Genomic DNA, 26538 nt, shown 5'->3' with positions numbered 1-26538 from the left:
TTGGCATCACCCCAAACTTACATAAAACTAGAGTTTTAAATAAAGTTGGCTAACATAATACTGATTACAATAAAATTTGATCAGCGAAAAATGAGTGACGATAGAAACAAAATCATATTGAATAAAGTATGCATATTTGATAAAAGCGAATCGTCGGAGGTTATTTTATGATAAAAGCTTATTATGCAGATTATATATATTATGATGGTAAACTGCATGAAAACAAATATATACTTGTGGAAGATGAAAAAATTATCGGTCTCAGAGATAAAATAAACAACCCTGATGAAACACCAATTAAGTCATTTCCCAATTCAGCAATTTTCCCGGGTCTGATAAATACACACACACATCTGCCAATGGTTTATTTCAGAGGTTTGGCCGATGATCTGCCTTTAATGGAATGGCTGCAGAAATACATATGGCCTGCTGAAAGTAAATGGCTGTCCGGTGAGTTCGTTTACGATGCCACTATCCACGCCGTTGCTGAAATGATTAAGTCCGGAACTGTCTGTGCAAACGATATGTATTTCTTTTCAAAAAGTATAGCAAAAGCCATAGAAGATGCAAATTTCAAAGGTGTTGTTGGTCTCGGTGTGCTGGACTTTCCGACAAAATTCGCACAAAACGCTGATGAATACATAAATAAAGCGGGGGATTTTCTCGATGAATTCAAAGGCAGCCGATTCATCACAACTGCATTATGCCCGCACGCTCCGTATACAGTAAACCCTGAAAATTATAAAAAATGTATCGATTTTGCCGAACGAAACGGCATAACAATCCACACTCATCTGGCTGAAACAGAATGGGAAATCGAAGAGATAAAATCCAAATACGGCAAACCTCCGGTACAGCTTTTTGATGAAATTGGGATGTTTGACACCGATGCTGTTTTTGCTCACTGCACACATTTAACAGAAGAAGAAATAGAACTCCTGGGAAGAAAAAAAGTAAATGTATCCCACTGCCCGGAAAGCAACATGAAACTGGCAAGCGGTTTTGCTCCAATGTATCAGTTGTATAAAGCTGGCACAAACATAACAATAGGTACCGACGGAGCTGCAAGTAATAATGATCTGGATATGCTTAGTGAGTTGTCTACTATGGCTAAAATACACAAAGCACTGAACAGAGACGCTACTGTCTTTGATGCAGAATCAGTGCTGAATATGGCCACCAGAAATGCTGCAAAGAGCTTACAACTTAGGAATATGGGAGAGCTGAAAGAAGGAAATTGTGCTGACTTTTTCGTAATGAATCTGGATGACATTAACACCCTGCCCGTTTACAACCCCGTATCCCATCTCATATATTCAGCCAACCCTGAAAATATTACAGATCTTTTCATAAACGGCCGTCAGCTTATGGAAAACGGAAAATTGACTTTTATTGATCAACAGGCGATAAAAGATAAGGCAAGATATTGGCAGAAGAAAGTTAATAAGTGTTAAGTGTTAAGTGTTAAGTGCTAAGGGGATAAAGCTGTGAAGTGTGAAAATCTTGACGTTTGGCAAAGAAGCTGTCGACTATCAGTCAGTATCTATCAATATTTGCAGGATTCTAAAGATTATGGATTTAAAGACCAAATTACAAGAAGCAGCTTATCCATAGCTTCAAATATAGCCGAAGAAATGGAAAAAGCTTCCAAAAAGGATAGCATAAAATTCCTGGATATCGCAAAGGGTTCGTGTGCAGAGCTTATCACACAGATACATATAGGAAATGAAATTGGCTATATAGACAATGAAACTGGGAATATTTGGATTAATGAATCGGATGAAATTTTAAAAATGCTAAGCGGACTAATAAACAATTTAAAAAAAAGTATTTAGTACTAAGTAGTAAGTAAGCTGACATTACTTCTCATTGCTTAGCGCTTAGAACTTAAAACTTATAAAGCAGGAGTCGTCATGGACAATCTGAAAACTTATTCAAACCCTTTGAATGAAAGATATGCAAGTAAAAACATGCAGTATATTTTCTCCCCTCACAAAAAATTCACCACCTGGAGAAAACTGTGGATAGCATTGGCTGAAGCGGAAAAAGAATTGGGGCTCAATATCACTGATGAGCAAATTGATGAAATGAAAAGAAATATCGAAAATATTGATTTTGATTACGCAAAAGAAAAAGAGAAAGAGTTCCGCCACGATGTAATGGCGCACGTTCATACATTCGGCAAAGCCTGTCCCAAAGCTATGCCAATTATTCATCTGGGGGCTACAAGCGCATTTGTTGGTGACAACACAGATCTTATAGTAATGAAAGAAGCTGCAGAACTTACCCTGAAAAAGTTAATAAACGTAATAAATAATCTTAAGACATTCGCATTAAAATATAAAAATATTCCCACACTCGGCTTTACACATTTTCAGCCTGCTCAATTAACAACTGTCGGCAAACGTACATGTCTGTGGATCCAGGATTTAATGCTTGATGCCGGCGATTTGATATTTCAAATAGATGAGCTAAGATTCCGAGGTGTAAAGGGAACAACGGGCACCCAGGCTTCATTCCTGAAGCTTTTTGAAAACGATCATGAGAAAGTAAAAAAACTTGATCAGCTGGTTTCCCAAAAAATGGGATTTGACAAAGTATTAAAAATCACCGGCCAAACCTATACCAGAAAGCAGGATTCCAGAATTTTAAAAACATTAGCCGGGGTAGCTGAATCAGCTCACAAAATGGCCACAGATATCCGCCTTCTGCAGAATATGAAAGAAATTGAGGAACCTTTTGAAAAAAAACAGATCGGCTCCAGCGCTATGGCTTACAAACGAAATCCGATGAGGACAGAACGCATATGTTCGCTTTCCCGTCATATAATAGCGCTTTCCACTAATCCTTATATGACGCATGCGGTACAGTGGTTTGAAAGAACTCTTGATGATTCTGCCGGCAGAAGAATCAGCATTCCCGAATCCTTTCTTACAGCAGATGCAATACTCGATCTTATGTACAATGTCACTGACGGATTGGTAGTTTATGAAAAGATGATAGAAAAACATGTGATGGAAGAACTTCCTTTCATGGCAACAGAAAACATTATTATGGAAGCTGTAAAAAAAGGTGCCAGCAGACAGGAGATGCACGAGGTCATAAGAGAAAATTCAATGAAAGCTGCGTCAAAAGTAAAAAATGAAGGCCTCGAAAACAACCTTTTAGATATGCTCGCTGCTGACAAAAGGATTCCTTTGGATTCAGATGATATAAATAACCTTTTAAATCCATCCGATTTCACCGGCAGATCAGAATCCCAGGTGGAGGATTTCATAAATAATGAGGTGGAACCTTTGATAAATAAATATAAAAGCTTTATCGGGATGGATGTGGATATAAAGGTATAGTGTTAAGTGTTAAGTGTTAAGTGTTAAGTGTTAAGTTTTAAGTTTTAAGTTTATATTTTTTGCTGTAAAATTTTCAAGTAAAATGTATAAATCTTAGCTCTTGCTACTTAGTACTTAGTACTTAGTACTTAGTACTTAGTACTTAGCGCTTAACACTTAATACTGACGTAAAGTTCTTGACGATGGCGGTTATATTAATTATAAGGTTAAAATAAAACAATCAGGATATATTTTGATGAATAAAGCAAATAACATTATAGGCATAGCCTCCGATCACGGGGGCTTTAATTTAAAGTTAAAAATTACAGAGTTTCTTAAAGAGAACAATTATCAAGTAATCGATTACGGAACAAATAACGGCGATTCAGTTGATTACCCTGATTACGCATACAAAGTTGTAATGGGGATTTTAAACAATGAAGTAGACAGAGGGATAATTATGTGCGGTACAGGGATCGGTATTTCAATCACTGCCAACCGCTTTCCCGAAATCAGAGCCGCCCTCTGCTGGGACGAATATTCCGCTAAAATGAGCAAAGAGCATAATAACGCAAATATTTTAGCTTTCGGCGGCAGGACTACGGATTTCGAAACTGCTTCAAAAATTGTCTCAGCCTGGCTTAACACTCAGTTTGAAAGTGGCAGACACTTGAGAAGAATTGAAAAGATAGATGCCTTGGCAGTAGATTTCTGGAGCAAATATCTTAAAAACAAAGAGGGTGTTTAATGAATATTTACGAAACTGTTAAAAAATTTGATCCCGAGGTTTACGACTCGCTGGAAAAAGAGGTAAACAGACAGGAAACGCATCTGGAACTTATTGCAAGTGAAAACTTTGTGAGCAAGGCCGTCCTTGAAGCACAGGGTTCTGTTCTGACAAATAAATATGCAGAGGGATATCCCGGTAAAAGATATTACGGTGGATGTGAATTTGTAGATATTGCTGAAAATATTGCCATTGAGCGTGCCAAAAAGATTTTTGGTGCAGAGCATGCAAATGTACAGCCACATTCGGGGAGCCAGGCGAACATTGCTGCATATTTTGCAATTCTGGACGTAGGCGACACCATCCTTGGAATGGATTTAACCCACGGCGGACATCTGACACACGGCAGTCCTGTAAACTTTTCCGGCAGATTTTTTAATGTAGTATCTTACGGTGTTGATAAAGAAACGGAACAGATAGATTACGAAAATGTCAGAAAACTTGCACTGGAACATAAACCCAAAATGATAGTTGTTGGTGCAAGCGCATATCCGAGAATAATAGATTTCAAAAGATTCAAAGAGATAGCCGATGAGGTTGGTGCATACGTAATGGTTGATATGGCCCACATTGCAGGCCTTGTTGCGGCTGGTGAACATCCTAATCCTGTTCCGTATGCCGATATAGTTACAACAACAACGCATAAAACATTGAGGGGTCCCAGAGGCGGTATGATTCTTTCCACCGCCGAGTTGGCCAAAAAAATCAATTCCAGAGTATTCCCTGGAATGCAGGGCGGCCCTTTAATGCATACCATTGCAGCAAAAGCAGTTTCGTTTAAAGAGGCAATGACGAATGAATTTATGCAGTATCAATCTCAAATAGTAAAAAATTCTAAAATGCTTGCAAAAACTTTGAACAAACGGGGCTACAAACTTGTTTCAGGCGGTACGGATAATCATCTTATGCTCCTTGACCTCACTGACAAAGAGTTAACCGGTAAAGATGCTGAGTCAGCGCTGGGTAGAGCCAACATCACAGTAAACAAAAATACCGTTCCTTTTGAAACTCAAAGCCCTTTTGTAACAAGTGGAATCAGAATAGGTACACCTGCTGTTACCACAAGAAAAATGAAGGAACCGGAGATGGAAAAAATAGGAAATATGATTGCAGATGTTTTGGATGAGATTGATTCGGAAAAAACTATAGAAAATGTGAAAAAAGATGTCCTTGAGCTGTGTGCCAGATTTCCTCTGTACAAAGGTGATTTATATTGAGACCTGACTGGGATTCATACTTTCTTGAAATAACAAATGTTGTCAAAAAACGTTCCACCTGTCTGAGAAGACAGGTGGGGGCATTGATTGTAAAAAACAATCATATACTTGCCACCGGCTATAACGGAGTTCCGTCAAAAATTACCCACTGCTCTGAAACAGGCTGTTTAAGGGAACAACTTAATGTACCCTCCGGAGAAAGGCATGAACTGTGCCGCGGACTGCATGCGGAGCAGAATGCCATAATTCAGGCAGCCCATCACGGAACAAGCATTAAAGACTCAACACTGTATACAAACACAAAACCCTGCTCAATATGCACCAAAATGATTGTCAATGCAGGAATAAAGCGTATTGTTTTTGAAGAATACTATAAAGACAAGCTTGCTGATGATATCTTAAGCGAAACAGATATCATCCTATTTAACGTTAATTCTGACAAATAAGGGGACTTCGCACAATGACAAACGGATTTATCGGCGGTATTCATCCAGACTATAAAAAAACACTGACAGCAGATAAGCCGATAGAAAAGTTATCTTACGAAAAAGACGAAATTGTTTCTGTACCGCTTAGCCAGCATATTGGCGCCCCGGCGCAGGAACTGGTCAAAAAGAAAGAACAGGTTTTATGCGGTCAAAAAATAGGTGCCAGTAAAGGTTTTATAAGCACTAATATACACAGTTCTGTCACAGGGGAAGTTGTTTCCATTGGAAATCTGAACAGTCCATTGACCGGAAAAGTCAAAGGAATTAACATTAAAATATCCAACCCGGAAGATTCTCCAAAACAAATAGACACCGGTAAGAAATTTCAGGATTTAATACTGGAAGCCGGAATAGTGGGAATGGGCGGAGCTACTTTTCCTACCCATGTTAAGCTTTCTCCTCCAAAAAAAATTGACACCTTAATTATTAACGGTGCCGAATGCGAGCCGTTCCTCACGTGTGATTACAGGCTGATGATTGAAAGCACCGAAGAAATCATAAAAGGCGCAAAGATTATTCAGGATGAGCTGAAAATAGAAAAACTGATTATTGCTGTGGAAGATAATAAACCTGAGGCAATAAAAGCTTTCAATAAATACATACACGGATTCAATTTTGAAGTCAAAGCTCTCCCGACAGTTTATCCCCAGGGTGGTGAAAAACAGCTTATCCTCTCAGTCTTGGGAAGAATTGTCCCGGAAGGAAAACTTCCTTTGGAAGTGGGGGTCATAGTTCACAATGTGGCAACCTGCAAAGCCTTATACGATGCAGTTGAAAACGGTTTACCCCTTACGGAAAGAGCGGTCACAGTAACCGGAGCCGTTAAAGAACCAAAAAACCTGCTTGTTAAGATAGGAACCCCGGTATCAAAACTCATTGATGCCTGCGGAGGATATGTGGGTGAGCCGGAAAAAATTGTTATCGGCGGACCTATGATGGGGTTTTCCGCAAATACCACTGACATGCCTGTCTCAAAAGCTACGAGCGGAGTTATTGTTTTCAGGAAAGAAGATCTCCCAAGCCTTAAAATGACAAACTGTATACGCTGCGGCAGGTGCGTAAGCGCTTGTCCGATGGGATTGGTTCCGGCAATTATGGAGCAGTTTGCAATAAGCGAACTTTATGAAAGGCTTCTGGACTGGCACGTTTTAAATTGTATAGAATGCGGCTGCTGCAGTTATGTATGCCCTGCCCGCAGACCCTTAGTGGGGTATTTTAAAACAGGAAAAAGACAGGTAATGAATATCGTTAAAGAAAGGGAAAATAAATGAGTGAAAATAAACTGCTGGTAACCTTTTCCCCGCATATCAGAGACAGCGTACAGACAGATAAAATAATGCTCAATGTAATATATGCACTCATTCCTGCTATTGCAGTATCTATCTATTATTTCGGTTTTTTTGCTCTGAAAACATACATATTAACCATTATTTTCACTCTGGCTTTTGAAGCTCTGTTTTTAAAAATAAGAGGCAGAAGGATCACCCTGGATGACAACAGCGCACTGGTAACTGCTATTCTCCTTGCTATGAACCTTCCTCCCGCATCACCGTGGTGGCTTATACTGATAGGAAGTTTTATCGCAATAGTAGTGGGGAAACAGGTGTTCGGGGGTCTCGGGCAAAATCCGTTCAATCCGGCACTAGTGGCACGCGTTTTTCTTCTAATTTCATGGCCCGCACAAATGACTTCATGGATAAAACCAACTCCAATAATAGAAAATTTTAATTTTGACAGTGTAAGCGCTGCAACTCCTCTAAGCCAGGCTAAAACTGAACTCATTTCAAACGGAAAGATTCTAACCGACTTTTCAGATGCATCAGCATACTTTTTGGGAAATATCGGCGGCTCGCTGGGTGAAATTTCCGCCATCGCTCTTATTCTGGGCGGATTATATCTGATTTATAAAAAAATTATCTCATGGCATATACCTGTAAGCTACTTAGCCTCATTTCTGATTATCGTTATACCTTACTGGCTATTTTTTCCCGATAAATCGCTGAGTCCTTTTATCCACCTCTTTACCGGCGGATTGATGCTGGGTGCCTTTTTTATGGCAACGGATATGGTTACCTCCCCCATCACAAAAAAAGGACAGATAATTTTCGGAGTAGGCTGCGGCGTTTTAACAGCAGTAATAAGACTTTTTGGTGGATATCCGGAAGGTGTATCTTTTGCAATACTTATAATGAATGCCTTTGTACCGCTGATAGATTATTATATAAGACCTGAAAGTCTGGGAGAGGCTGAAAAAGTATGAAAGACAGCAATTTCAAAATGGTTCTGATACTTTGTGCTGTTGCCGCTGTGGCAGCTTTTATCCTTTCACTGGTAAACATGGCTACAAAAGAAAAAATTGCCGAAGCTTACCGTCAGGAATTTTTAAGAGGCTTGACAGCTGTTTTACCGGAATATGACAACGAACCGGACAAAACAATTTTGAACGTCAAAGGCAAAAAAGTTTACGTGGCAAAAAATGATAATGAAACTGTTGCTTATGCCATAAAATCAACTTCTCCGAGAGGCTATGGAGGAGATGTTGTGGTTTTGATAGGGGTCAAACCCGACGGGCGGATCAACGGAATCGAAATTCTAAGACATGCTGAAACCCCCGGTCTGGGGACTAAGATAACAGAAGAATCATGGCAGAAATCTTTCGATAACCTGACAGTTAAAGACGATATTGCAGTAAAAAAAGATGGTGGTATAATAGATCAGTTCAGCGGAGCAACCATAAGTCCGAGAGCTGTTTGTGAAGCCGTTGATAAAGGCCTCAAATTTGTAACCGAAAATGTACTGGAGCGGAAAAATTGATAGGCAAGATTTTTAAAGAGGGCTTCTGGAAGAACAATGCTGTATTCAAGCAGGTGCTTGGTCTGTGCCCTGCCCTGGCTGTGACAACATCAGCAATAAATGGTATCGCTATGGGTCTGGCATCCACAGCCGTTCTTTTATGTTCCAACTTTGTCGTCTCTCTTATCAAAGACATAATCCCTGCAAAGGTTCGTATACCGTCATACATTGTTATAATTGCAAGTTTTGTAACTATGGTGGATTTATTAATGAATGCTTACGTCCACAACCTGCATAAGGTTCTGGGGCTGTTTATCCCCCTTATAGTTGTAAACTGTATGATTCTGGGCAGAGCTGAAAGTTTCGCATCAAACAACACTCCGTTCAAATCAATAGTTGATGGTCTCGGCGTAGGGCTCGGTTTTACATTCGCATTATTCATTCTGGGCGGAGTAAGAGAGGTACTCGGAAGCGGCAGCCTTCTTAATTTTACGATTTTTCCGGAAAGTTTTTCTCCGGCAATAGCAATGATATTGCCGCCGGGAGCTTTTATAGCATTAGGGTTTATTTTGGTTGGCTATAATTATATTGAAGATAAAAGAAGCGGCGGGCAGGAAAGTCAAACAAAAGAACACTGTGCAGTTGACTAAATAGTAAGCAGGTTTGCATAAATTATTACCATATAAATCGGGATTACATAAGTTGTTGTCATCTCGAACGGAACGAAGTGGAGTCGAAAGATCTCCACCGTTATTTGACAAATGTACCCCCTCTGTATCTCCCCCTAAAGTAGAGGGAGAGTGAAGTTCCTTCCCCTAACCTAGGGGAAGGTTAGGATGGGGTAAGTAATCGTTGTTTGACAAGCAGATTCCTCGGCTTCGCTCGGAATGACAAACATTCAATGTCATTTCGACCAGAAGCGGTCACATAAACATTTATGTGACCGGTGGAGCGGAGAAATCTCTAACGTTATTTGACAAAATATACCCCTCTTTTTCTCCCTCTAAGATAATAGGAGCTAGGGGTGGTATGAAAACAAAGTAATTTGACAAGGATGTATTATGGCTGAACTGGTATTACTTTTTATCAGCGCTGTTTTGGTAAACAATTTTGTGCTCAGCAGGTTTTTGGGGCTCTGTCCTTTTTTCGGAGTTTCAAGAAAACTGGACACTGCAATAGGGATGAGCTTTGCAGTCACATTCGTCATGACTGTGGCAGGCATTATTACATGGATTATTCAATACAGCGTACTTAATCCTTTCGGGTTGGGTTATCTGCAGACAATTGTTTTTATACTGGTTATCGCTTCACTTGTTCAGTTTGTAGAGATTGTGCTTGAGAAAATATCCCCCGCTTTATATAACAGTCTCGGCATATTTCTGCCGCTTATTACGACAAACTGCGCCATTTTAGGTGCTGCAATACTGAACATACAGGAAGGTTTTTCTTTTATCCAGATGCTTGTTTTTACAATCGGATCGGCACTCGGTTTCGGGCTTGCACTTATCATTTTCTCCGGAATAAGGGAAAGGGTTGAGCTGGCCGATGTTCCTAAATACTTTCGGGGAGTACCGATAGCATTTGTTACAGCAGGTATTCTGGCTCTTGCGTTTATGGGATTTAGCGGACTTGTTAAATGAAACCAATAAATACATATCATTTTAGGTTAAAAATATGATTACACCTGTTATTGTACTCGGTTCCACCGGTTTTGTTGCAGGACTGGGTCTTTTTATCGCATCCAAAAAGTTTGCTGTTAAAAAGGACCCAAAAATAGAAGAAGTTGATGAACTTCTCCCCGGAGCAAACTGCGGGGCATGCGGCTTGCCCGGATGCTCATCGCTGGCAGAAGCTATTGTAAAAGGAGATGTTTTACCATCTGCGTGTCCGGTGGCGGACAATGAGTCAGTTGGTAAAATAGCAGAACTTCTCGGTATTGAAGCAGGAACCAATGTTAAACATGTTGCAAGGGTAAAGTGCAACGGAGGATGCCACAACTCACCTGAAAAGTATAAATATTACGGTCCTGGCGACTGCCACAGTATAACCATGCTTGCCGGTGGAAACAAAGAATGTATATACGGATGTGTAGGAGGCGGCAGCTGCGTGAAGGCATGCGCTTTCAACGCTATGGAAATGGGTGAAGACAAAATCCCCCGTATTTTTGAGGATAAATGTACCGCCTGCGGGATGTGTGTAAAAGCCTGCCCAAGAGATATCATTGAACTAATGCCGATTGAAAATAAATTTGTTGTAAACTGCTGTTCAAAGGATAAAGGACCGGAAACTAAAAAAGCATGCAGTGTGGGATGTATTGCCTGCAGACTGTGTGCCAAAAACTGCCCCGTTGATGCCATTACAGTGGAAAACAATCTGGCCAAAATCGATCCCGAAATATGCACAAACTGCGGAAAATGTGAAGAAGTCTGCCCAATGAAAACAATTAACAATTATTGTAATCACTGCGCCAGTCAAAGTTAACAAGTGCTTGGATTTATCTATCACAACGACTTTTTGAGACATAACACCGGTGAAAAGCATCCGGAACATCCCTCGAGATTAAAGTCCGTTTACAATCATCTTTTTGAAAGTGATTTGGTAAAAACCGATCGTGTAAATGCAGTAAAAGCTGAATTTAACTATGATATAAACCGAATTGCACGAATCCATTCACCGGGTTATATTGAGAATTTTAAAAAAGAGTCTAATACAGGAAACAGTTATTTTCAGAATAAAGAAAATGTAATTGATTCAACAAGTTTTGATACCGCTGTAAAGAGCAGCTTTAGCGGACTGTACGCATCAGATCTCCTTTTAAACGGAGATTTCAAGCAGCTTTTTGTTGCATCAAGACCACCCGGACATCATGCCGATTACAGCAGGGCTTACGGTTTTTGCTTTTTCAATAATGTAGCGATTACAGCAAAATATCTTTTGGATTCCAAAGTTTTTCAAAAAATAATGGTTATAGATATCGATGTACACCACGGAAACGGTACCCAAAACATCTTTTATGACAGTAAAAATGTTTTCTATTACAGCATTCACGAACACCCGACTTTCCTTTTTCCCGGGACAGGAAGATTTTTTGACACAGGTAAGAACAGTGGAAAAGGTTTCACTATAAATTCACCGATGAAACCGGAAAGCGGAGATGATGATTATTTCAAAGAACTGCTTAAGAAATTGTACCCTGCTGTCTGCGAGTTTAAACCGGAAATTATTTTGGTTTCAGCAGGTTATGACGGTCATAAAGATGATATTATGGGTGATATTTCTTTGAGCACAAATGGATTCCGCAGAATTTTTTACGCTCTGAAATATCTGGCTGCAGAATATTGTGAAGACAGAATCATGATTTTTTTGGAAGGTGGTTATGAGCCCGAGGTTTTAGCAAGTTGTGTTTTAAATACGCTTGACGTAATGACTGACGGCTACGACATAAACATCTTCGACGCACTTGCAACAGCTGATATGTTCGGGTTATTTTAGTAAGCAGATACGCAGAAATTGTTAATATATAGATAGAGATTCCTCGATTCCACTTCGTTCCACTCGGAAGAATGCCTACAGCATATTTAGCTATCGCTGTTAGACATAAAGTCCTGTCATTTCGAACGAAGTGAGAAATCTCTACCATATGAAACGATATCATGAATAAATATGCAACTGTGCTTATTTGTTGAATGGTGTATTTGTGTATTGGTGGTCGTTCAAAGCTGAACCTTGAACATTGAATTTAGAACTTTACAGTAAAGGAGCAATTATGTTTGTAAAAAATTGGATGAGTGAAAATGTTGTCACTGTTTTTCCTGACACTTTGTTAAGTACCGCTGCTGATATCATAAGCACAAAGAATATCAAGCACCTTCCGGTGATTAACAGTGAAAATATTCTTAAAGGGATTGTCACAAGCAGTGATATAAGAAAAGCTTTCGGCAAAAATGCTTCAACGGAAAATATCCGTGTCGATGAAATCATGTCTTATACTCCCATAACGATTTCAGAGTATGACACACTGGATGATGCCCTTTTGTTAATCTATCAGAATATGATCGGCGCATTGCCTGTAATTGACTCCAGCTTCTCCCTGCTGGGTATAATTGCAAGATACGATATTTTGAGGGCAATGGTAAAAATAATGAGTCTGGAAGAAGTGGGAAGCAGGATTGATGTTGTACTTGAAGATAAGCCGGGGATGCTGGAGGAACTGGCAATCCAATTTAAGCAAATGGATATTAACATAATAAGCATAATGACTGTACACGCCGAAAATAACAGCCGCATTGTTTCTGTAAGAATAGACAGTATTTTTAAGAAAAAAGTGCAAAATCATCTGATTGCTGAAGGATTTAAAATTTATGAACCATGGAAGGAAGATATTTAAAGGTAATTGAGGTAATTGAAGTAGTTGAGGTAGTTAGAGGAAAAACCCAGAACGTTGAACATTGAACGTTGAACCTTGAACGAAAAAGGCGGGGAATTCCCCGCCTTTTTTGTATTATTCATCTAAAAGAGGGTAGGCTCCGTCCTCGTCGTGGTCCTCGCGTCCAACAAGAGGAGGGTTAAAAACACAGATTAACCTCATGTCTTTTTTCGACCTGAGATAATGCTTATCATGATTATTCAGTGCGTACATAGTCCCGTCTTTGATAGGGTGTATCTTCCCCGTACCCAAATCTTCAATTTCACCTTCTCCGCCGACACAGTAAACGGCTTCCAGATGGTTTTTATACCAAAGATATGTTTCAGTTCCTGCAAATATTGTTGTTTCATGAAAAGAAAAACCCATGCCGTCTTTTTTCAGAAGAAACCTGCGGCTAACCCAGGTCCCCTTCTCCCCGTAGACTTCGTCATCGGTTCCTTTCAAATCACTTAAATGCTTCACAATCATCAAAACTCTCCTGTTAAACGTTCTTTTTTCTCCTGTAAAATTTCACCTATACTTTCATCAATAATATCCAAACCCTCTTTTAAAACATCCTCTTTAATTGTAAGTGGAGGAAGGAATTTAACAATCTGGTCCAAAGCACCTGCAAGCTCTATAATCAAACCTTTTTCAAAACATTTTGTGGAAACCTCAGAAGCAAAATTCTTTTCAGGAAGCTCCAGACCGTAAACCAAGCCTCTGCCTCTCACAGAAGCGTTTGCATCAGGGTATTTTTCTGCAATCTCTTCCAGTCTGTTTCTCAAAACCTCAGACTTACTTTTTACAGCCTGGCTCAGATCATCGTTGTCCCAGTATTCAAGGGCAACTGCTGATGCAACAAAAGCAAGATTATTCCCTCTGAACGTTCCAGTGTGCTCTCCCGGCTTCCATTGATCAAGCTCCGGTTTTAAAAGAACAAGTGCCAGAGGTAAACCTCCACCGATAGCCTTGGACATTGTAATAATATCCGGATTAATACCGGCTTCTTCAAAGCTGAAGAATTCGCCAGTTCTGCCATTACCAACCTGGATATCATCAACTATAAGCAAAATATCGTAGTCGCGGCAGAGCTGTTCAAGATCCCTAAGCCACTGACTTGAGGCAACATTAACGCCGCCTTCAGCCTGAACAGTTTCCAGAATAATTGCAGCAGGAAGATCAAGACCGCTGCTGGGATCGTCTAAGAATTTTCGCAAATAATCAATTGTATTTACATCGTCACCGAAATATCCGTCATAAGGCATAAAAGAGACGTTACTACGGCTGATGTAGGCTTCATCCCTGTAAAATGCATTACCTGTAAGAGCAAGGGCCCCCATAGTCAAACCGTGATATCCATTTGTAAATGATACAATATTGGAACGCCCCTTAACCATACGGGCAATTTTAATAGCCGTTTCCACTGCATTTGTTCCTGTGGGGCCGGTGAATTGAATTTTATATTCCAAATTACGCGGAGCCAATATTGTATCTGAAAATTTCTGTAAGAAATTTTTCTTTGCAGTTGTTGCAAGATCAAGACCGTGAACGACTCCATCATTCTTTAAATACTCAATCAGAGCTTCAGATATTTTGTCATTATTGTGTCCATAATTCAGGGTACCGGCTCCGGCAAAAAAATCGATATATTTTTCACCCTGCTCATCATACAAAAGTGCACCCTTTGCTTTTTCAAAAATTGTAGGAAATGAGCGTATATACCCTCTCACTTCAGATTCAAGATTTTCAAAAATTCTCATAATTAAATTCCTCCTGATTATTTATAAATATTAATTTTTCTTTAAGTATTCAGTATCAACAAACACATTATATCAAAATTTACTCATCACCCCCTCTTAATAGGCCCTATATGAAACAGTACTTCCTCTTCATGATCACCTTCTCCAAAATCTTCTTTACTGAAAAATACAGATGTTTCACATTTGGCGTCATAATATTTGGCAAGTTTCCTGAAGAGCCCCTCTGAAGGCTTATTTGAAGGGCCAACAGTAGCTTGGATATAGTTAATATCCTGATTATACTCTCTTTCCAAAATATCTCTGATTATTCTCGGAGCCAGCCCTCTGCCGCGCATGGAACTGTCCACAACCACCTGCCACACAAAAAGTGCATCCGGCTGCACAGGAGGTCTGTATCCAGAGACAAAACCAACAACCTTATCATCCTGGTCCGGATCGATGGCAACTACAGACGTGTCCCTGAAATGAGTACAGAACAGCATGTAAGCATATTTAGAGTTTAAATCCAAAGGTTTGGAATTTTTTATTAATGTCCAAATTCCAAAGGCATCTTTCACTACAGGTCTTCTTATAATTATATTATCTTCCATATCTTTCTCCTCCGCTTGTATTTTTCAATATTACATATTTGTAAGTTAAAAGTTTCATACGTGTAATAACACAACCTCAGCTCAAATGCAAATATTTTCAAAAAAATTTACAACGGCAAAACTTTTTTAATTATCTGCTACAATAAATTAATGCTTTTTATTTATTTTAACATATTATCTCAAATTTTGCACTCTTTACACGTCTTTGTTCACCCTGTTAAATATCAGCTTCGCTGATTGCCTGTGGCATTTAACAGGGCAGGCAGTGAAAACGACGAAGCAATCTCTCTATTTTTCTTGTTTTGAGATTGCCACAAGCCTGTTTCCACAGGGTTTCGCAATGACAAAACGAAGTGCGAAACTTGATATAATATTAATGGGGAGGAAAGTTAAATATAGTGGAAATATATTCATAAAAAAGGCGGCTCAGCTGAGCCGCCTTTAAGTGTTTTGCTTATTCTTATTGAGGCTGAGCACTCAAAAAATTCAAAGCCTGTGTTATTGCAAGCCCCTGCATATTTTCCACATAGGTCTGGTTCAGATAACCAAACGCTTCGGGATATAAATCGTTTAAATTAGAAGTATTAAGCATGAATCCATGATTGACCCAGTTATCTCCGCTGCCGAACATATACCAGCCGGCAGAAGGAGAAGCTATCGCACCTGAAGCTGCTGTATCATCTCCGGTAATTGTTACTCCGGGATCAAAATTATAAGCATGCGCAAGTACTTTATTTGATACATTGGGTATAACCGTATCATGGTTTGCAGACTGAAGCAGAACTTTACCGCTTATCGCTGTATTGTCAGCAAAATAAGCTGGATCCACAGGATCAAGAAGCAGCTGAAACACACCGAGTGTTGTATAGTATTCGATACTGTGCTTTTCAAGATTCAGTGTCGAAAGCAAATCTGTTATCAGACTGTTTGTAGCTTCATTGAGCAGCACCGCATAATTGCCGCCGCCGACATTCAGCAAGCCTTTATTGATAAAATTACCCGCCTTTTGTCCTTCTGTAGCCTGCAAAGCAACATTTGATGTGGTAATATTATCAACATTCATAAGCATAGAGCCCGTAATAGATCCCATCGACTGCCCTGCAAGATACAGAGGTAATCCCTGACTGACGGCCTGCAGGCCGAACATTTTTGTGAGTGTATGCATATCCAGAAGTGACTGGTAAATATTAAGTCTGTCATATATTGGATTGTCCGTTAAATAACAGCTTCCGGACTGAGTTTCATCACAAATTGTCTCAGACAAATCTGCATTTAAAACTCTGCCTCCATGCCACGGCAGATCCATACCCACTACCATATAACTGCTGAACTCATTGGCAATTAAGTCGACATTGGATTTACTCCCTCCGAGACCGTGCTGAAATAAAACAATGCCATTTGGAGTTTGAGTGTTTACAGCAGTTTTCATTGAAACATTGTCATATAGAGAGGAATTGTCAAATATAGAAGTACAAACAGCACCATAATTCGACTGATTATCCGGAAAATTATAATTTTCCAGTATAGCCTGAATAGATGCAAGCTCATAAAGATTAGGCGACTTAAAATAGGTTGTACCGTCACTGACTACTGGAAGTAAAGTTGGATTTTGTGCGTACAAGTTTTGACATAACAAAGGCAAGTCACTCAGAGCATCCACTTCAACATATTCATTCGAGGCATTATCCGCAGACACATTAGCATAACTGTATCCTTCGATAGAGCTATTGTCGATAATGGAGAAATCTTTGGTTAATAATGCTTGCTGTATTACACCAAAATCCTTCAATCCCAACGTTTTATCAGCTGTGGTAAATGTGAATATTTCAAGAAGATTTTCTTTTCTCTTACCCGTCAGGTTTGCAGCTATATCCCAAAGCGGATCATAAATACTGCAAAGATTTTGCAAATCCTGAGAATCGAGAGTACTGCAATTATCCGTATCCCTTAATGTTTTGTAAATTGGAGAAGGCATTACAGGATAACCACGGTAATCCTTAAGATCCCCGGTTATAATTACAAGATACTTGTGACCGGCTGCCATAGGGTTTAACGGATAAACATTGATTATATTACCGTTTTGTTTAATTTCGATATCAGTAAAAAAATTGTTGGCAGTTGGATTAACCTGATAACCTGTCAAATCAAATATTCTGATACTATTGTATAGAGAAGTGCTACTCAGCTTAATATCGCTCGCCAGGGGAATGGCAATCGGTGTATTGGGGCTGAGACCCTTAATATTCAGTGCTTTGATAGCTGAATAAAGAGCTGTTTCAGAAGGACCCACTGCCTGTGCTGTCAGATTAACAATGCCACCTGTTTCCTGCCACATAACATCATTGGGAAAAGGTATGGACATATTCGATTCAGCAGTATCAAACTTCAGACGATTATAACTTACAGTCTCCACATCATCCGAACCGCCTCCGCCGCATGAAACCAAAACAGAAACGGAAAATAATATAAACAAAACATACGTAATTTTTCTAAACATATAAAACTCCTCCTGAAAAAATCATTTTATTTAAAATTTATAGGAAACATTTACACCGAAGATATGTGCATCTATATCTTTAAATTCCCCTGTAAGTTCCGGTGCAACATAACCGTACGGAGCTTTCTTACCCACTTCATTATCAAATTCTCTGTTTTCATCATCAAGATAATTATACGCAACGTCTATTGTTAACCGGTGAAAATTGAATCCAAGCCCCACAGCATACAGCCATCTGTCTCCGGAAGGTACAAGAGGATCAACAGTGTCATCCGGGATCGGTGAATAATCTCTGATAATACCCGCTCTCAAATCAAGCATCTTGTTAACACTATACTGTGCCCCCAATCTTATTGCCCATACATCTTCCCAGTTTTTGGGGCTTACTTGCTGGCTTCCGTCTTCAAATTCAATCTTTAATTCATCATAAGATGACCAACCTGTCCACTGCCCGTCCAGTTCAAAAGTAAATTTACCTATTTCGTAAGAAGTACCTAAATAAAGAATTTCAGGTAATGTTATATCAGCACTTCCCGTTTTCTGAATATTCATGGCAGGCACCGGGCCGCTTCCAATAAGATAACCTGAAGGAAGTGACAATTCAGCAGTTCCGTCTTTTATTTCATGTTTAATTTCGCTTCTGTAGGAAATCCCGGCTTTCCAGTTTTCTGTAATTTTATAATGAACTGCAGCATTCCACCCGTAAGCCCAGTCATCTGCAGTAAGCTTGGAGTCACCGTCTGAATTAAGCATTAAAATACTCCCGTTATAAGGCAACATTGCAAGCTTATTTTTCAGTGTAATATCCATATTTTGGATATCAACACCCGCTGCTACACTTATTTTGTCATTGATTTTATAGGCAATATTCGGATTAATCGTCATCGTAATAATCTCGGCCTTCGTACCTCCGGTAACGTATCTACCTTCCCAATTTTCAGGCCATTCTGTTGCAAGACCGTAATTTGAAAATACCGCCAACCCTGTACTTATTTTTTCGGTATTTTTCATCGTGTAATAGAAGTTTGGAATAAAAAAAGTATTTACATCTGCATCTGTGGTTTTTCCTGTGACATCACTCTCAAATGAAGCTCTGGGTGTTATCGGTGAAACACCGAGAGAAAGGTGGGCTCTTTCAAGCTGAGTAATTCCTGCAGGGTTAAAGTAAAGAGCAGACGGATCATTCGCCTGTGCAACAAAAGCCCCACCCATACCGAGAGCTTTAGCCCCCTGTTCATTAATCTGGAAACCGTTAGCAAAAACAAATGTTGGAAATAGTAAAGCCATAAATACGTATAAAAACGCTATCTTTGCCTTTCTCATAAAGCCTCCTTTATATTGGTATTGTTAAAACATATATTAATTTTTACTAAATGGCAAGCTTTTTATAATCATATACAAAAAGATGTTATATATTTACTGAGCGAACAAGCATTCAGTTTATACATTCATTATAATTGTTTTAAATATTGGCTACCAAAGAAATAATTGCCTAATAAAAAAGATGCAAGCATATTAATATTTGTGCTATGAAATTATTCTGAATATTTCAACCTGTGTTATCAGAACACTGTTATTTTTAACTTTGAACAAAAATATAGACACTATTAGAGCTTAAGAGCTTTGAATAATGTGTTTTTCTCAGTTTTAGGCCAGGGCACTTAATTATTAAGTGCCCTGGTAGTCCCGCATGCTTGATAATACAGGGTTTCGAAATAAACTTTGTACGGCTGAAGCCGCGCTTACTGAATTATTCAAAGCTCAAATTTTATAAACATAACGAGACTTTCAGGGAGAGGTTGTAGATGTTTTATATCAAATCATTTTGAAAGCTTTACCGGATATCGTAAGGTTTGTTGGCTCTGAGTTTCTGACCCACATAATATGACTTATTAACCACCAGTTTCACAAAACGCCTGTCAAATCTAATACTCCCGAAATCCTCTCCAAAAAACTCAAAAAAATCATCCTCCACTTTCACATAATCCACATTAGGACTTTCACATACAACCTGCTCACCGCTTTTAGCCGAATAAAGGTTCAATGCGTCGCTTTCATTCAAAATAATGGCGTCCGGATAGTCCTTTTCATCGGCCTCATCGGAAATAATTATTGTATTTTTCATGGACTGCCTCCCTTGGTTTCATCTGTTCTTATTATAACATGAATATGATATTTTAAAATACCCCGCTTTTCAACTTCCCTATCTCACCATTTCTCTACTTTACTACTTTACCACTTCACCATCTATCTGCATCCAATCATATGAATATATAATCGCACTTTTTTCTTGCATCTTGTTTTAAAACCGATAGAATATGTATTTCAAACCTATGGAGGTATACAATGGGACTTAAAGGGCTTTTATTTGACAAAATAAAAAAAGTAAAGACGGCAAATAAAAAAGAAATTAAAGAAAACTTATGGATTAAATGCGATAAATGTCAGGAAATAAGTTATAAAGACGAGATAAAGAAGAACTTTCACGCCTGCCCGTCATGTGGAAACCATTTTAAAATTTCCGGAAGGGAAAAAATTCAGATTATTGTTGATGAAAACTCTTTTGTTGAAATCGATCAAAACCTTGTTTCCCAGGATCCATTAAAATTCAGAGACTCTAAAAAATATACTGACAGACTTAAATCTGCTACTAAAAAAACAAAACTTAATAATGCATTCATTTCGGGAATAGGCAGTGTAAACGGCAGAAGTGTTAACATCGGGGCATTTGAATTCAGTTTTCTCGGCGGCAGTATGGGCAGTGTCGTTGGTGAAAAAATTTCCCGCCTGATAGAGTCTGCAATTGTCAATAAAAATCATGTTATCACAATCAGCTGTTCCGGCGGTGCACGTATGCAGGAAAGCATACTCTCGCTGATGCAGATGGCCAAAACTTCAGCCGCTCTGAAAAAGCTTGAGCGCTCGGGACTGGCTCATATAAGCATTCTGACAGACCCCACAACGGGCGGTGTCACAGCAAGTTTTGCAATGCTCGGTGATGTTATAATAGCCGAACCCAATGCTCTTATAGGATTTGCCGGCCCGCGTGTAATAGAACAAACAATCAAACAAAAGTTGCCGGACGATTTTCAGAAATCCGATTTTCTGCTTGAGCATGGAATGGTTGACATGGTTCTGCACAGAAAGGACTGGAAGCCCACCATTTCAAAAATGCTGGATTTTTTCGGATAAATGGATGTAACTTTATCCGACTTTTTTAATTCACGCAAAGAATTCAAGCAATTGGACCTTACTCTTGACCGCATTAGTAATGCACTTACGGATATCGGTTTTAGTGAAAAAAACTTAGGAAAAATTGTACATATTGCAGGAACAAACGGAAAAGGCTCCACAGCTTATTATCTGGCACAGATGCTTCGCAAAGACGGCTGCAATGTGGCTATGTTCACTTCTCCTCATATAGATGATATCACCGAGCGTATACAATACAACCTCGAAAACATAAATTATAAAGATTTTCAGCATTTATTTCATAAGAACCTGAACATAATTAAAAAACATGCCCTGACATTTTTTGAGGCACTTACATTAATAGCTTTTGATTTTTTCTCGGACAAAAGTCCCCACATCTCAATCATAGAAACAGGTCTCGGCGGCAGATACGATGCTACAAACATTTTAAATAAGAAAATCCCTGTTATCACAACAATTTCTCAGGATCACATAAAATTTTTAGGTAAAAATATTTACAAAATAATTGAAGAAAAAATTGCCATATGCAAAGATAATTCGGATATCTTCATAGGAGACAACAAAAATTTTATTAATACCCATATATCCAAGCTTCTACCAGACAAAAATCTTTATTTTTTAAAAGATTCAGAAAACCTGGATACGGCAGATATTAACTTTTCTCTGTCATCTGAAATTTATAAATTTATTACAAACAAAGAGATTGAGATAAAAGCTGTAAATTTAAAAACTCTGCCCTGCAGAATGGAAAGAATCGGAAATTTCACACTGGACGGCGCTCATAATATCGCTGCTCTTTACAGAATCCAGAAATCAAAAGATAGATATGATGCCGTAATATTTTCGTGTACAAACGAACGGGATGTGGAAACATCTGTGAATATTCTTAAAACAAAAGCAAAAAAAATCTATCTGACCGAAATACCGGACAATGACAGAAGCATAGATATTTCCAATATTGACATTGACGCAGTTTACAGGATAAAAGACCCAAAGATAATAATAGACAGTTTTTTAAAACAAAATGAATTGCAAAAGGTATTAATAACAGGCTCACTGTATTTTTGTGCCTGGTGCAGAAAATATATCAAAGGTGCCGTTTGAGAAATATTATATTATTTTTGATTTTTTCTTTTTTTCTAATATCTATACCGGTTAAAGCCGAAGAAAAAGTCACCCTGGAGGCAGACAGAGTGACATCACAAGATAATAATACAGTTACAGCTGCCGGCAACGTACTGATTTTATACAAAGATATGACACTAACTGCGGATAAAGTCCGTTTTGACAGAAAGGAAAATATTGCCCGAGCATGGGACAATGTAACATTTAGAGATAAAGACAATATAATACACGCTTCCTATATTAAAATTGACCTTGACACCAGGAAAGGTTTAATCAGGGATGGCAAAGGTTTTTACAAACCTTATCACTATTTTACAGCACAAAAAATTGAGAAAATCGGAGAAAACAATTACATACTGCACAACAGTACGATTTCAAGCTGCAGCGGAGAAGTTCCCGACTGGTCTTTCAGATCGGATAAAGCCCGCATCAATTACGGAGAATATTTTACTGCAGACGATGCGACAGCCAATATAAAAAATATACCTGTACTGTATTTCCCCTATTTTATATGGCCTATCAAAACGGACAGGGAAAGTGGCTTTCTCATTCCCAATGCAGGATACAGCAGTGAGGTGGGAGCCTTCTTCACACCTAAGTATTTCTGGAATATCAGTGTGGATAAGGATGCAACATTCGGGCTGAATTATTATTCTTTCCGCGGATTGCAGTATTTGGCCGAATTCAGATATAATAAAAGCAGAAAAGAAGACATTTATCTTTACGGCGAGTATATTTACGATAGAGATTCAGAAGCTAACAAAAACAAAAGATGGAAAATCGTTAATAAAAGTAATATTTACCTGACTGATGACATTGAGTTGAGATTCAACACAGACTATGTTTCTGATTTCAGGTATAAAAGGGATTTCGACAAATACTCAATGGTTGCCTCTGAGAATGAAAACAGCGACGATGAATCCGAAAATTACTATATAAACGAAATGCGGCTGAACATTTATAAGCCTTTGGGGAATCTGTATATAAAATACAGGGATGAAATGGAATATTTTGACCGTCAGGAAGGCTTTTCCAAAAGCCATCTTATAAAACAACCAGAAGTTACTCTTGAAAAAAACTTTATGGACGCAAAGCTTTTGTATATAGATTATCATTTCGATTATAACCGTATAAAGAAAACCGATATGATTTATCAGAACGAAGAAGAAACATCGTTCAAAGAGACAACAATAAAGCGCAACAACGGTTATCTGAACTTTTATAAACCTTTCAACCTGAAGATTTTAACATTTACTCCCCATTACAGGCAGTATTACACCAGATGGTACGACTACTCCGAACAGTTCAATGTAAGTCAAACCGATGATGGCAGCCTTCTTAAATTAGATCAGGAAGGCAACGAGTTAGAAAGATATATTTACAACATAGGCTACAAAATTTCATTTAATGAAATCTATAAAAATTATAAATACTTTAAACACTCCATTTACAATACGATTGAATATTCACAGACACCTTATCTCAACCAACAGGGAATTCCCGATTTTATAGAAGACGACAGGATTGAAGAGGAAAAACGCTATACCTATACCCTTACCAACTATCTGACCTCTAAAGACTGGAACCTTAAACAATCGTTCACGCAGGGATATGATACGGCTTTAGAAAAAAACCAATGGGAACCGCTGGAGACAAAAATTAATTTTAACTACAAAGATCTGACCCATTTTTATTTTGAGAATCATTATAACTATGAAAAAAATGAAACCGAATATATGGAAAACCGTTTGAGAATCAATTATAAATCGTTTTATGCTCAAACGGAATTTATCTTTGATAAAGCAGTGGAAGAAGAGGAAAAGAATACAACCTGGCAGTCAAGTATCGGTGTCGATATTCAGCCTTTCGAGCTGGCTTTTGTGCACGAATCTTATAAAAAAATGGATGAATTTTCCTATAATTTCAAAAACTTCAAAACCCAGGAATACACTGCCAAAATAATATACAATTCGGACTGCTGGAGTCTCGGTTTCAGCTACTCCGAAGAGGAATATGAAGAAATTGCAAAGAGCGGCACCAACATTGACACAGAAAAAACTCTCTTTCTTATTGTAAAACTGAAAGGGCTCGGCGGAGCTCAGAAAGAAATTTTAAGCGGAAAATAAAAATTTATTGAATTAGGATGTGACATGTTATATCATAACAACTTTGCAAAAGGTAAGTACACTCTATTAACAAGGAAGGTCTTATAAAATTTTATAAAGCTTTTTCCATAAAAAAAATAAGCGCTTTAATTGTCTTGATGACTCTTATCTCTTTCAACGCGCACGCAGTTCTTATAACGAGTGAAGGCAGTGCAGTGATTGAAAGTGGGAATGTCGAAAAAGCAAACAATCTGGCGCTGCAAAATGCCCTGATGAACGGAATAGCCCAATATTATCAACAGTCTGACAAGACAAACATCCCGGAAATAACTCCTGAGTTTTTCAAGTTTATATCGTATTACAGAATTTTAAAAAGAGGAGTGGATAATTTTGAAATAAAATATGAAGTTGAACTGAATCTTGATGAGGTGGCAATAAGTGATTTAAAGTATTTTCTTAACAACTTTCTGCATTCAGCCGTTTACAATATAAAAATACAGGACAATACAACGCAAAGCGATTTTGTCAGTAGCTCCTACCTAAATGAAAACATCTCCGGCATTTTCAAAGAATATAACTTTACTACAAAGCACCAGCAGGAATTCAGCCTCCAGATACCTCAAGATTCCTCTTTTAAAGACTTAATAACTGTTTTCGGAATGAGTAAAGCAAAATTTCTTTTCTTTATGAAAGTCAGTACAGAATATACCAAACTTGATGAAAATTACTTATGCAGACTCACTTTACTGACAAACATATACAAAAAAGACAACAGTTTCCCGGAAATAAAATCGGTAGCTTCTTCTCTGAAAAGCACAAAAAAGGAAGCTTTTATCGACGCTTTTGAAAAAAGTTTTAACAATACACTGAAATATGTCAGAAAAAATCTAATAAAACTACCTGAGACAAACCTGCCGACTCAGGAATACCAAATAGTTGCTAAAAATTTCCCTTCACTCGGCAAAATTCAGAAACTCATGCAGAACCTAAAGGAAAAAAGAATAATTCTCGATTTCAAAGTGATTAGTTATTCCCAAAGTGATATGCAGATGGAAATATTCAGCAAATTTACCAGAAAAGATTTAATCAATAAGCTTAACCTTTATAAGGATGAATACAATTTCCTTACAGATATTAGTATGAACAACATTGTCCTCACCTTCGGGGAAAAGATGTGAATTATGATCAATAAAATTCTTGAATATATCAAGCCAAAACGAAAAATACTAATCCTGATGCATAATAACCCTGACCCGGATACCATAGCTTCAGCCTTTGCTCTGAAAACCCTTTTCAGTGCTCTTCAGAAAAAACGATGCACATTGGCCTATCACGGTCTCATAGGCAGAGCTGAAAACAGAGAGCTGGTGAAATTATGTAAAATAGATATGCACCTCTCCGCCAAACTTAATTTCGCCCGATATGACTGTCTTGTACTGGTGGATACGCAGCCCACTGCCGGTAACGTATTTATACAGAAAAAGATTTCCCCGGATATAGTTATTGATCATCATAACTTGAGATCCCATACAAAGAAAGTGGAGCTGCACGACATACGAAAAAATTACGGAAGTACAAGTACAATCATAACGGAATATTATAAACAACTGAATATTACCCCTGACACAAATACGGCCACTGCTTTATTCTACGGAATAAAAACGGACACTCTCGGATCAGGTAGAAGTAACAGCAAGGTTGATACCGAAATGATGGGATACATACTCCCAGGAATATCTCTCAACAAGCTGGCAAAAATAGAAAATCCTGAACTGCCGAAATATTATTTTAAAAATATGAAAAAAGCCACAGAGAATGCTGTTGTCATAAATGATCTTATATTCTGTAATTTGTCTGATGTTAGAAATGCCGATCTGATAGCTGAAACCTCCGACTTTTTTCTAAGAATGAGAGACATCAAATGGACGTTTGTAATTGGGAAAATCAATAATATCTGCTATTTCTCTCTAAGGTGTAAATCCACAAAACGAAAAGTCGGTCACATTGCTCTTGGACTTGTCAGAGGTATCGGAACAGGCGGCGGACACATGAAATCTGCAGGCGGTCAAATCCCTTTAAAAGAATACAATTATGATGAAATTGTCACAAAAGTAAAAGAACGCCTACTTACAAAGATATTCGGCAGCAGCGATATAGATCAAAAAAGGCTATAAATAACTTTTTGCCATTTCCTCTACCTCTACCTTCACCTTTACCTAAACATCT

25 protein-coding genes are annotated in these 26538 nt (G+C 38.4%); 19 read left to right on the top strand and 6 right to left on the bottom strand.

What is annotated here, in order from left to right:
* The first annotated feature begins 167 nt into the window (after positions 1-167).
* The 14 genes from UMU13_RS05960 (at position 168) to UMU13_RS05895 (ending at position 13001) form a co-directional block, all read left to right on the top strand.
* A complete protein-coding gene (locus UMU13_RS05960; RefSeq protein ID WP_328217793.1) occupies positions 168-1454 on the top strand; it encodes an amidohydrolase family protein in 1287 nt (428 codons plus the stop codon).
* 33 nt (positions 1455-1487) lie between these two features.
* On the top strand, positions 1488-1835 hold the full coding sequence (locus tag UMU13_RS05955) for a four helix bundle protein (protein WP_328217792.1): 348 nt from the start codon (positions 1488-1490) through the stop codon (positions 1833-1835).
* A gap of 78 nt (positions 1836-1913) precedes the next feature.
* Entirely contained in the window at positions 1914-3350 is a 1437-nt protein-coding gene (purB, locus tag UMU13_RS05950) for an adenylosuccinate lyase (RefSeq protein ID WP_328217791.1), read from the top strand.
* Positions 3351-3585: 235 nt separating this feature from the next.
* A complete protein-coding gene (gene rpiB, locus UMU13_RS05945; RefSeq protein WP_328217790.1) occupies positions 3586-4077 on the top strand; it encodes a ribose 5-phosphate isomerase B in 492 nt (163 codons plus the stop codon).
* On the top strand, positions 4077-5333 hold the full coding sequence (glyA, locus tag UMU13_RS05940) for a serine hydroxymethyltransferase (RefSeq protein ID WP_328217789.1): 1257 nt from the start codon (positions 4077-4079) through the stop codon (positions 5331-5333). The genes rpiB and glyA overlap by 1 nt, the downstream gene beginning before the upstream one ends.
* Positions 5330-5779, top strand: coding sequence for a deoxycytidylate deaminase (locus UMU13_RS05935; protein WP_273266153.1), 450 nt, complete (start codon positions 5330-5332; stop codon positions 5777-5779). Before glyA ends, UMU13_RS05935 begins: the two co-directional genes overlap by 4 nt.
* Positions 5780-5793: 14 nt before the next feature.
* Complete coding sequence (rsxC, locus tag UMU13_RS05930; RefSeq protein WP_328217787.1) at positions 5794-7092, top strand: electron transport complex subunit RsxC; 1299 nt, start codon at positions 5794-5796, stop codon at positions 7090-7092.
* Entirely contained in the window at positions 7089-8081 is a 993-nt protein-coding gene (locus UMU13_RS05925; protein WP_328217786.1) for an RnfABCDGE type electron transport complex subunit D, read from the top strand. The genes rsxC and UMU13_RS05925 overlap by 4 nt, the downstream gene beginning before the upstream one ends.
* A complete protein-coding gene (locus UMU13_RS05920; RefSeq protein ID WP_328217785.1) occupies positions 8078-8635 on the top strand; it encodes an RnfABCDGE type electron transport complex subunit G in 558 nt (185 codons plus the stop codon). The genes UMU13_RS05925 and UMU13_RS05920 overlap by 4 nt, the downstream gene beginning before the upstream one ends.
* On the top strand, positions 8632-9264 hold the full coding sequence (locus UMU13_RS05915) for an electron transport complex subunit E (protein WP_328217783.1): 633 nt from the start codon (positions 8632-8634) through the stop codon (positions 9262-9264). Before UMU13_RS05920 ends, UMU13_RS05915 begins: the two co-directional genes overlap by 4 nt.
* 411 nt (positions 9265-9675) lie before the next feature.
* Positions 9676-10254, top strand: coding sequence for an electron transport complex subunit RsxA (gene rsxA, locus UMU13_RS05910; protein WP_328217782.1), 579 nt, complete (start codon positions 9676-9678; stop codon positions 10252-10254).
* A 34-nt stretch (positions 10255-10288) separates the two neighbouring features.
* Complete coding sequence (locus tag UMU13_RS05905; protein ID WP_328217781.1) at positions 10289-11095, top strand: RnfABCDGE type electron transport complex subunit B; 807 nt, start codon at positions 10289-10291, stop codon at positions 11093-11095.
* A 3-nt stretch (positions 11096-11098) separates the two neighbouring features.
* Positions 11099-12106: a histone deacetylase family protein gene (locus UMU13_RS05900; RefSeq protein ID WP_328217780.1), complete on the top strand. Its 1008-nt coding sequence runs from the start codon at positions 11099-11101 to the stop codon at positions 12104-12106.
* A gap of 274 nt (positions 12107-12380) precedes the next feature.
* Positions 12381-13001 carry a CBS domain-containing protein gene (locus tag UMU13_RS05895; RefSeq protein ID WP_328217778.1) on the top strand — a complete coding sequence of 207 codons (621 nt, stop codon included), beginning with the start codon at positions 12381-12383 and terminating at the stop codon, positions 12999-13001.
* A 114-nt stretch (positions 13002-13115) separates the two neighbouring features.
* On the opposite strand, the gene UMU13_RS05890 is transcribed toward UMU13_RS05895, so the two are convergent.
* The 6 genes from UMU13_RS05890 to UMU13_RS05865 form a co-directional block, all read right to left on the bottom strand.
* The gene (locus UMU13_RS05890) at positions 13116-13508 is read right to left on the bottom strand and encodes an ectoine synthase (RefSeq protein ID WP_013885986.1); all 393 of its coding nucleotides are present in this window, start codon (positions 13506-13508) and stop codon (positions 13116-13118) included.
* Positions 13508-14782: a diaminobutyrate--2-oxoglutarate transaminase gene (gene ectB, locus UMU13_RS05885; RefSeq protein ID WP_013885985.1), complete on the bottom strand. Its 1275-nt coding sequence runs from the start codon at positions 14780-14782 to the stop codon at positions 13508-13510. The genes UMU13_RS05890 and ectB overlap by 1 nt, the downstream gene beginning before the upstream one ends.
* An 86-nt stretch (positions 14783-14868) precedes the next feature.
* Positions 14869-15372 (bottom strand): diaminobutyrate acetyltransferase, encoded by a 504-nt coding sequence (gene ectA, locus UMU13_RS05880; protein WP_328217776.1) that lies wholly within the window; start codon positions 15370-15372, stop codon positions 14869-14871.
* 460 nt (positions 15373-15832) lie between these two features.
* On the bottom strand, positions 15833-17869 hold the full coding sequence (locus tag UMU13_RS05875) for an Ig-like domain-containing protein (RefSeq protein ID WP_328217774.1): 2037 nt from the start codon (positions 17867-17869) through the stop codon (positions 15833-15835).
* Positions 17870-17899: 30 nt separating this feature from the next.
* Positions 17900-19192, bottom strand: a complete 1293-nt coding sequence (locus UMU13_RS05870; RefSeq protein ID WP_328217773.1) for an OmpP1/FadL family transporter — start codon at positions 19190-19192, stop codon at positions 17900-17902.
* Positions 19193-19703: 511 nt separating this feature from the next.
* Positions 19704-19994, bottom strand: a complete 291-nt coding sequence (locus UMU13_RS05865) for a hypothetical protein (protein WP_013885982.1) — start codon at positions 19992-19994, stop codon at positions 19704-19706.
* Between the two features lie 221 nt (positions 19995-20215).
* Between UMU13_RS05865 and accD the strand changes: the two genes are divergently transcribed.
* From accD to UMU13_RS05840, 5 genes are all read left to right on the top strand, one after another.
* Complete coding sequence (gene accD, locus UMU13_RS05860) at positions 20216-21061, top strand: acetyl-CoA carboxylase, carboxyltransferase subunit beta (protein ID WP_328217772.1); 846 nt, start codon at positions 20216-20218, stop codon at positions 21059-21061.
* Entirely contained in the window at positions 21062-22186 is a 1125-nt protein-coding gene (locus tag UMU13_RS05855; protein WP_328217770.1) for a bifunctional folylpolyglutamate synthase/dihydrofolate synthase, read from the top strand.
* Positions 22187-22275: 89 nt separating this feature from the next.
* Complete coding sequence (locus tag UMU13_RS05850; protein ID WP_328217769.1) at positions 22276-24333, top strand: LPS-assembly protein LptD; 2058 nt, start codon at positions 22276-22278, stop codon at positions 24331-24333.
* 137 nt (positions 24334-24470) lie between these two features.
* Complete coding sequence (locus UMU13_RS05845; protein WP_328217768.1) at positions 24471-25490, top strand: hypothetical protein; 1020 nt, start codon at positions 24471-24473, stop codon at positions 25488-25490.
* A gap of 3 nt (positions 25491-25493) precedes the next feature.
* Positions 25494-26486, top strand: a complete 993-nt coding sequence (locus UMU13_RS05840; RefSeq protein WP_328217767.1) for a DHH family phosphoesterase — start codon at positions 25494-25496, stop codon at positions 26484-26486.
* The last annotated feature ends 52 nt before the right edge of the window (positions 26487-26538 follow it).

Origin of the sequence: Flexistipes sp., from assembly GCF_036172515.1 — a bacterium.
GTDB lineage: Bacteria > Chrysiogenota > Deferribacteres > Deferribacterales > Flexistipitaceae > Flexistipes.
Note: the sequence above shows the minus strand (reverse complement) of the source record. Positions and strands in the feature narration are given on the sequence as shown.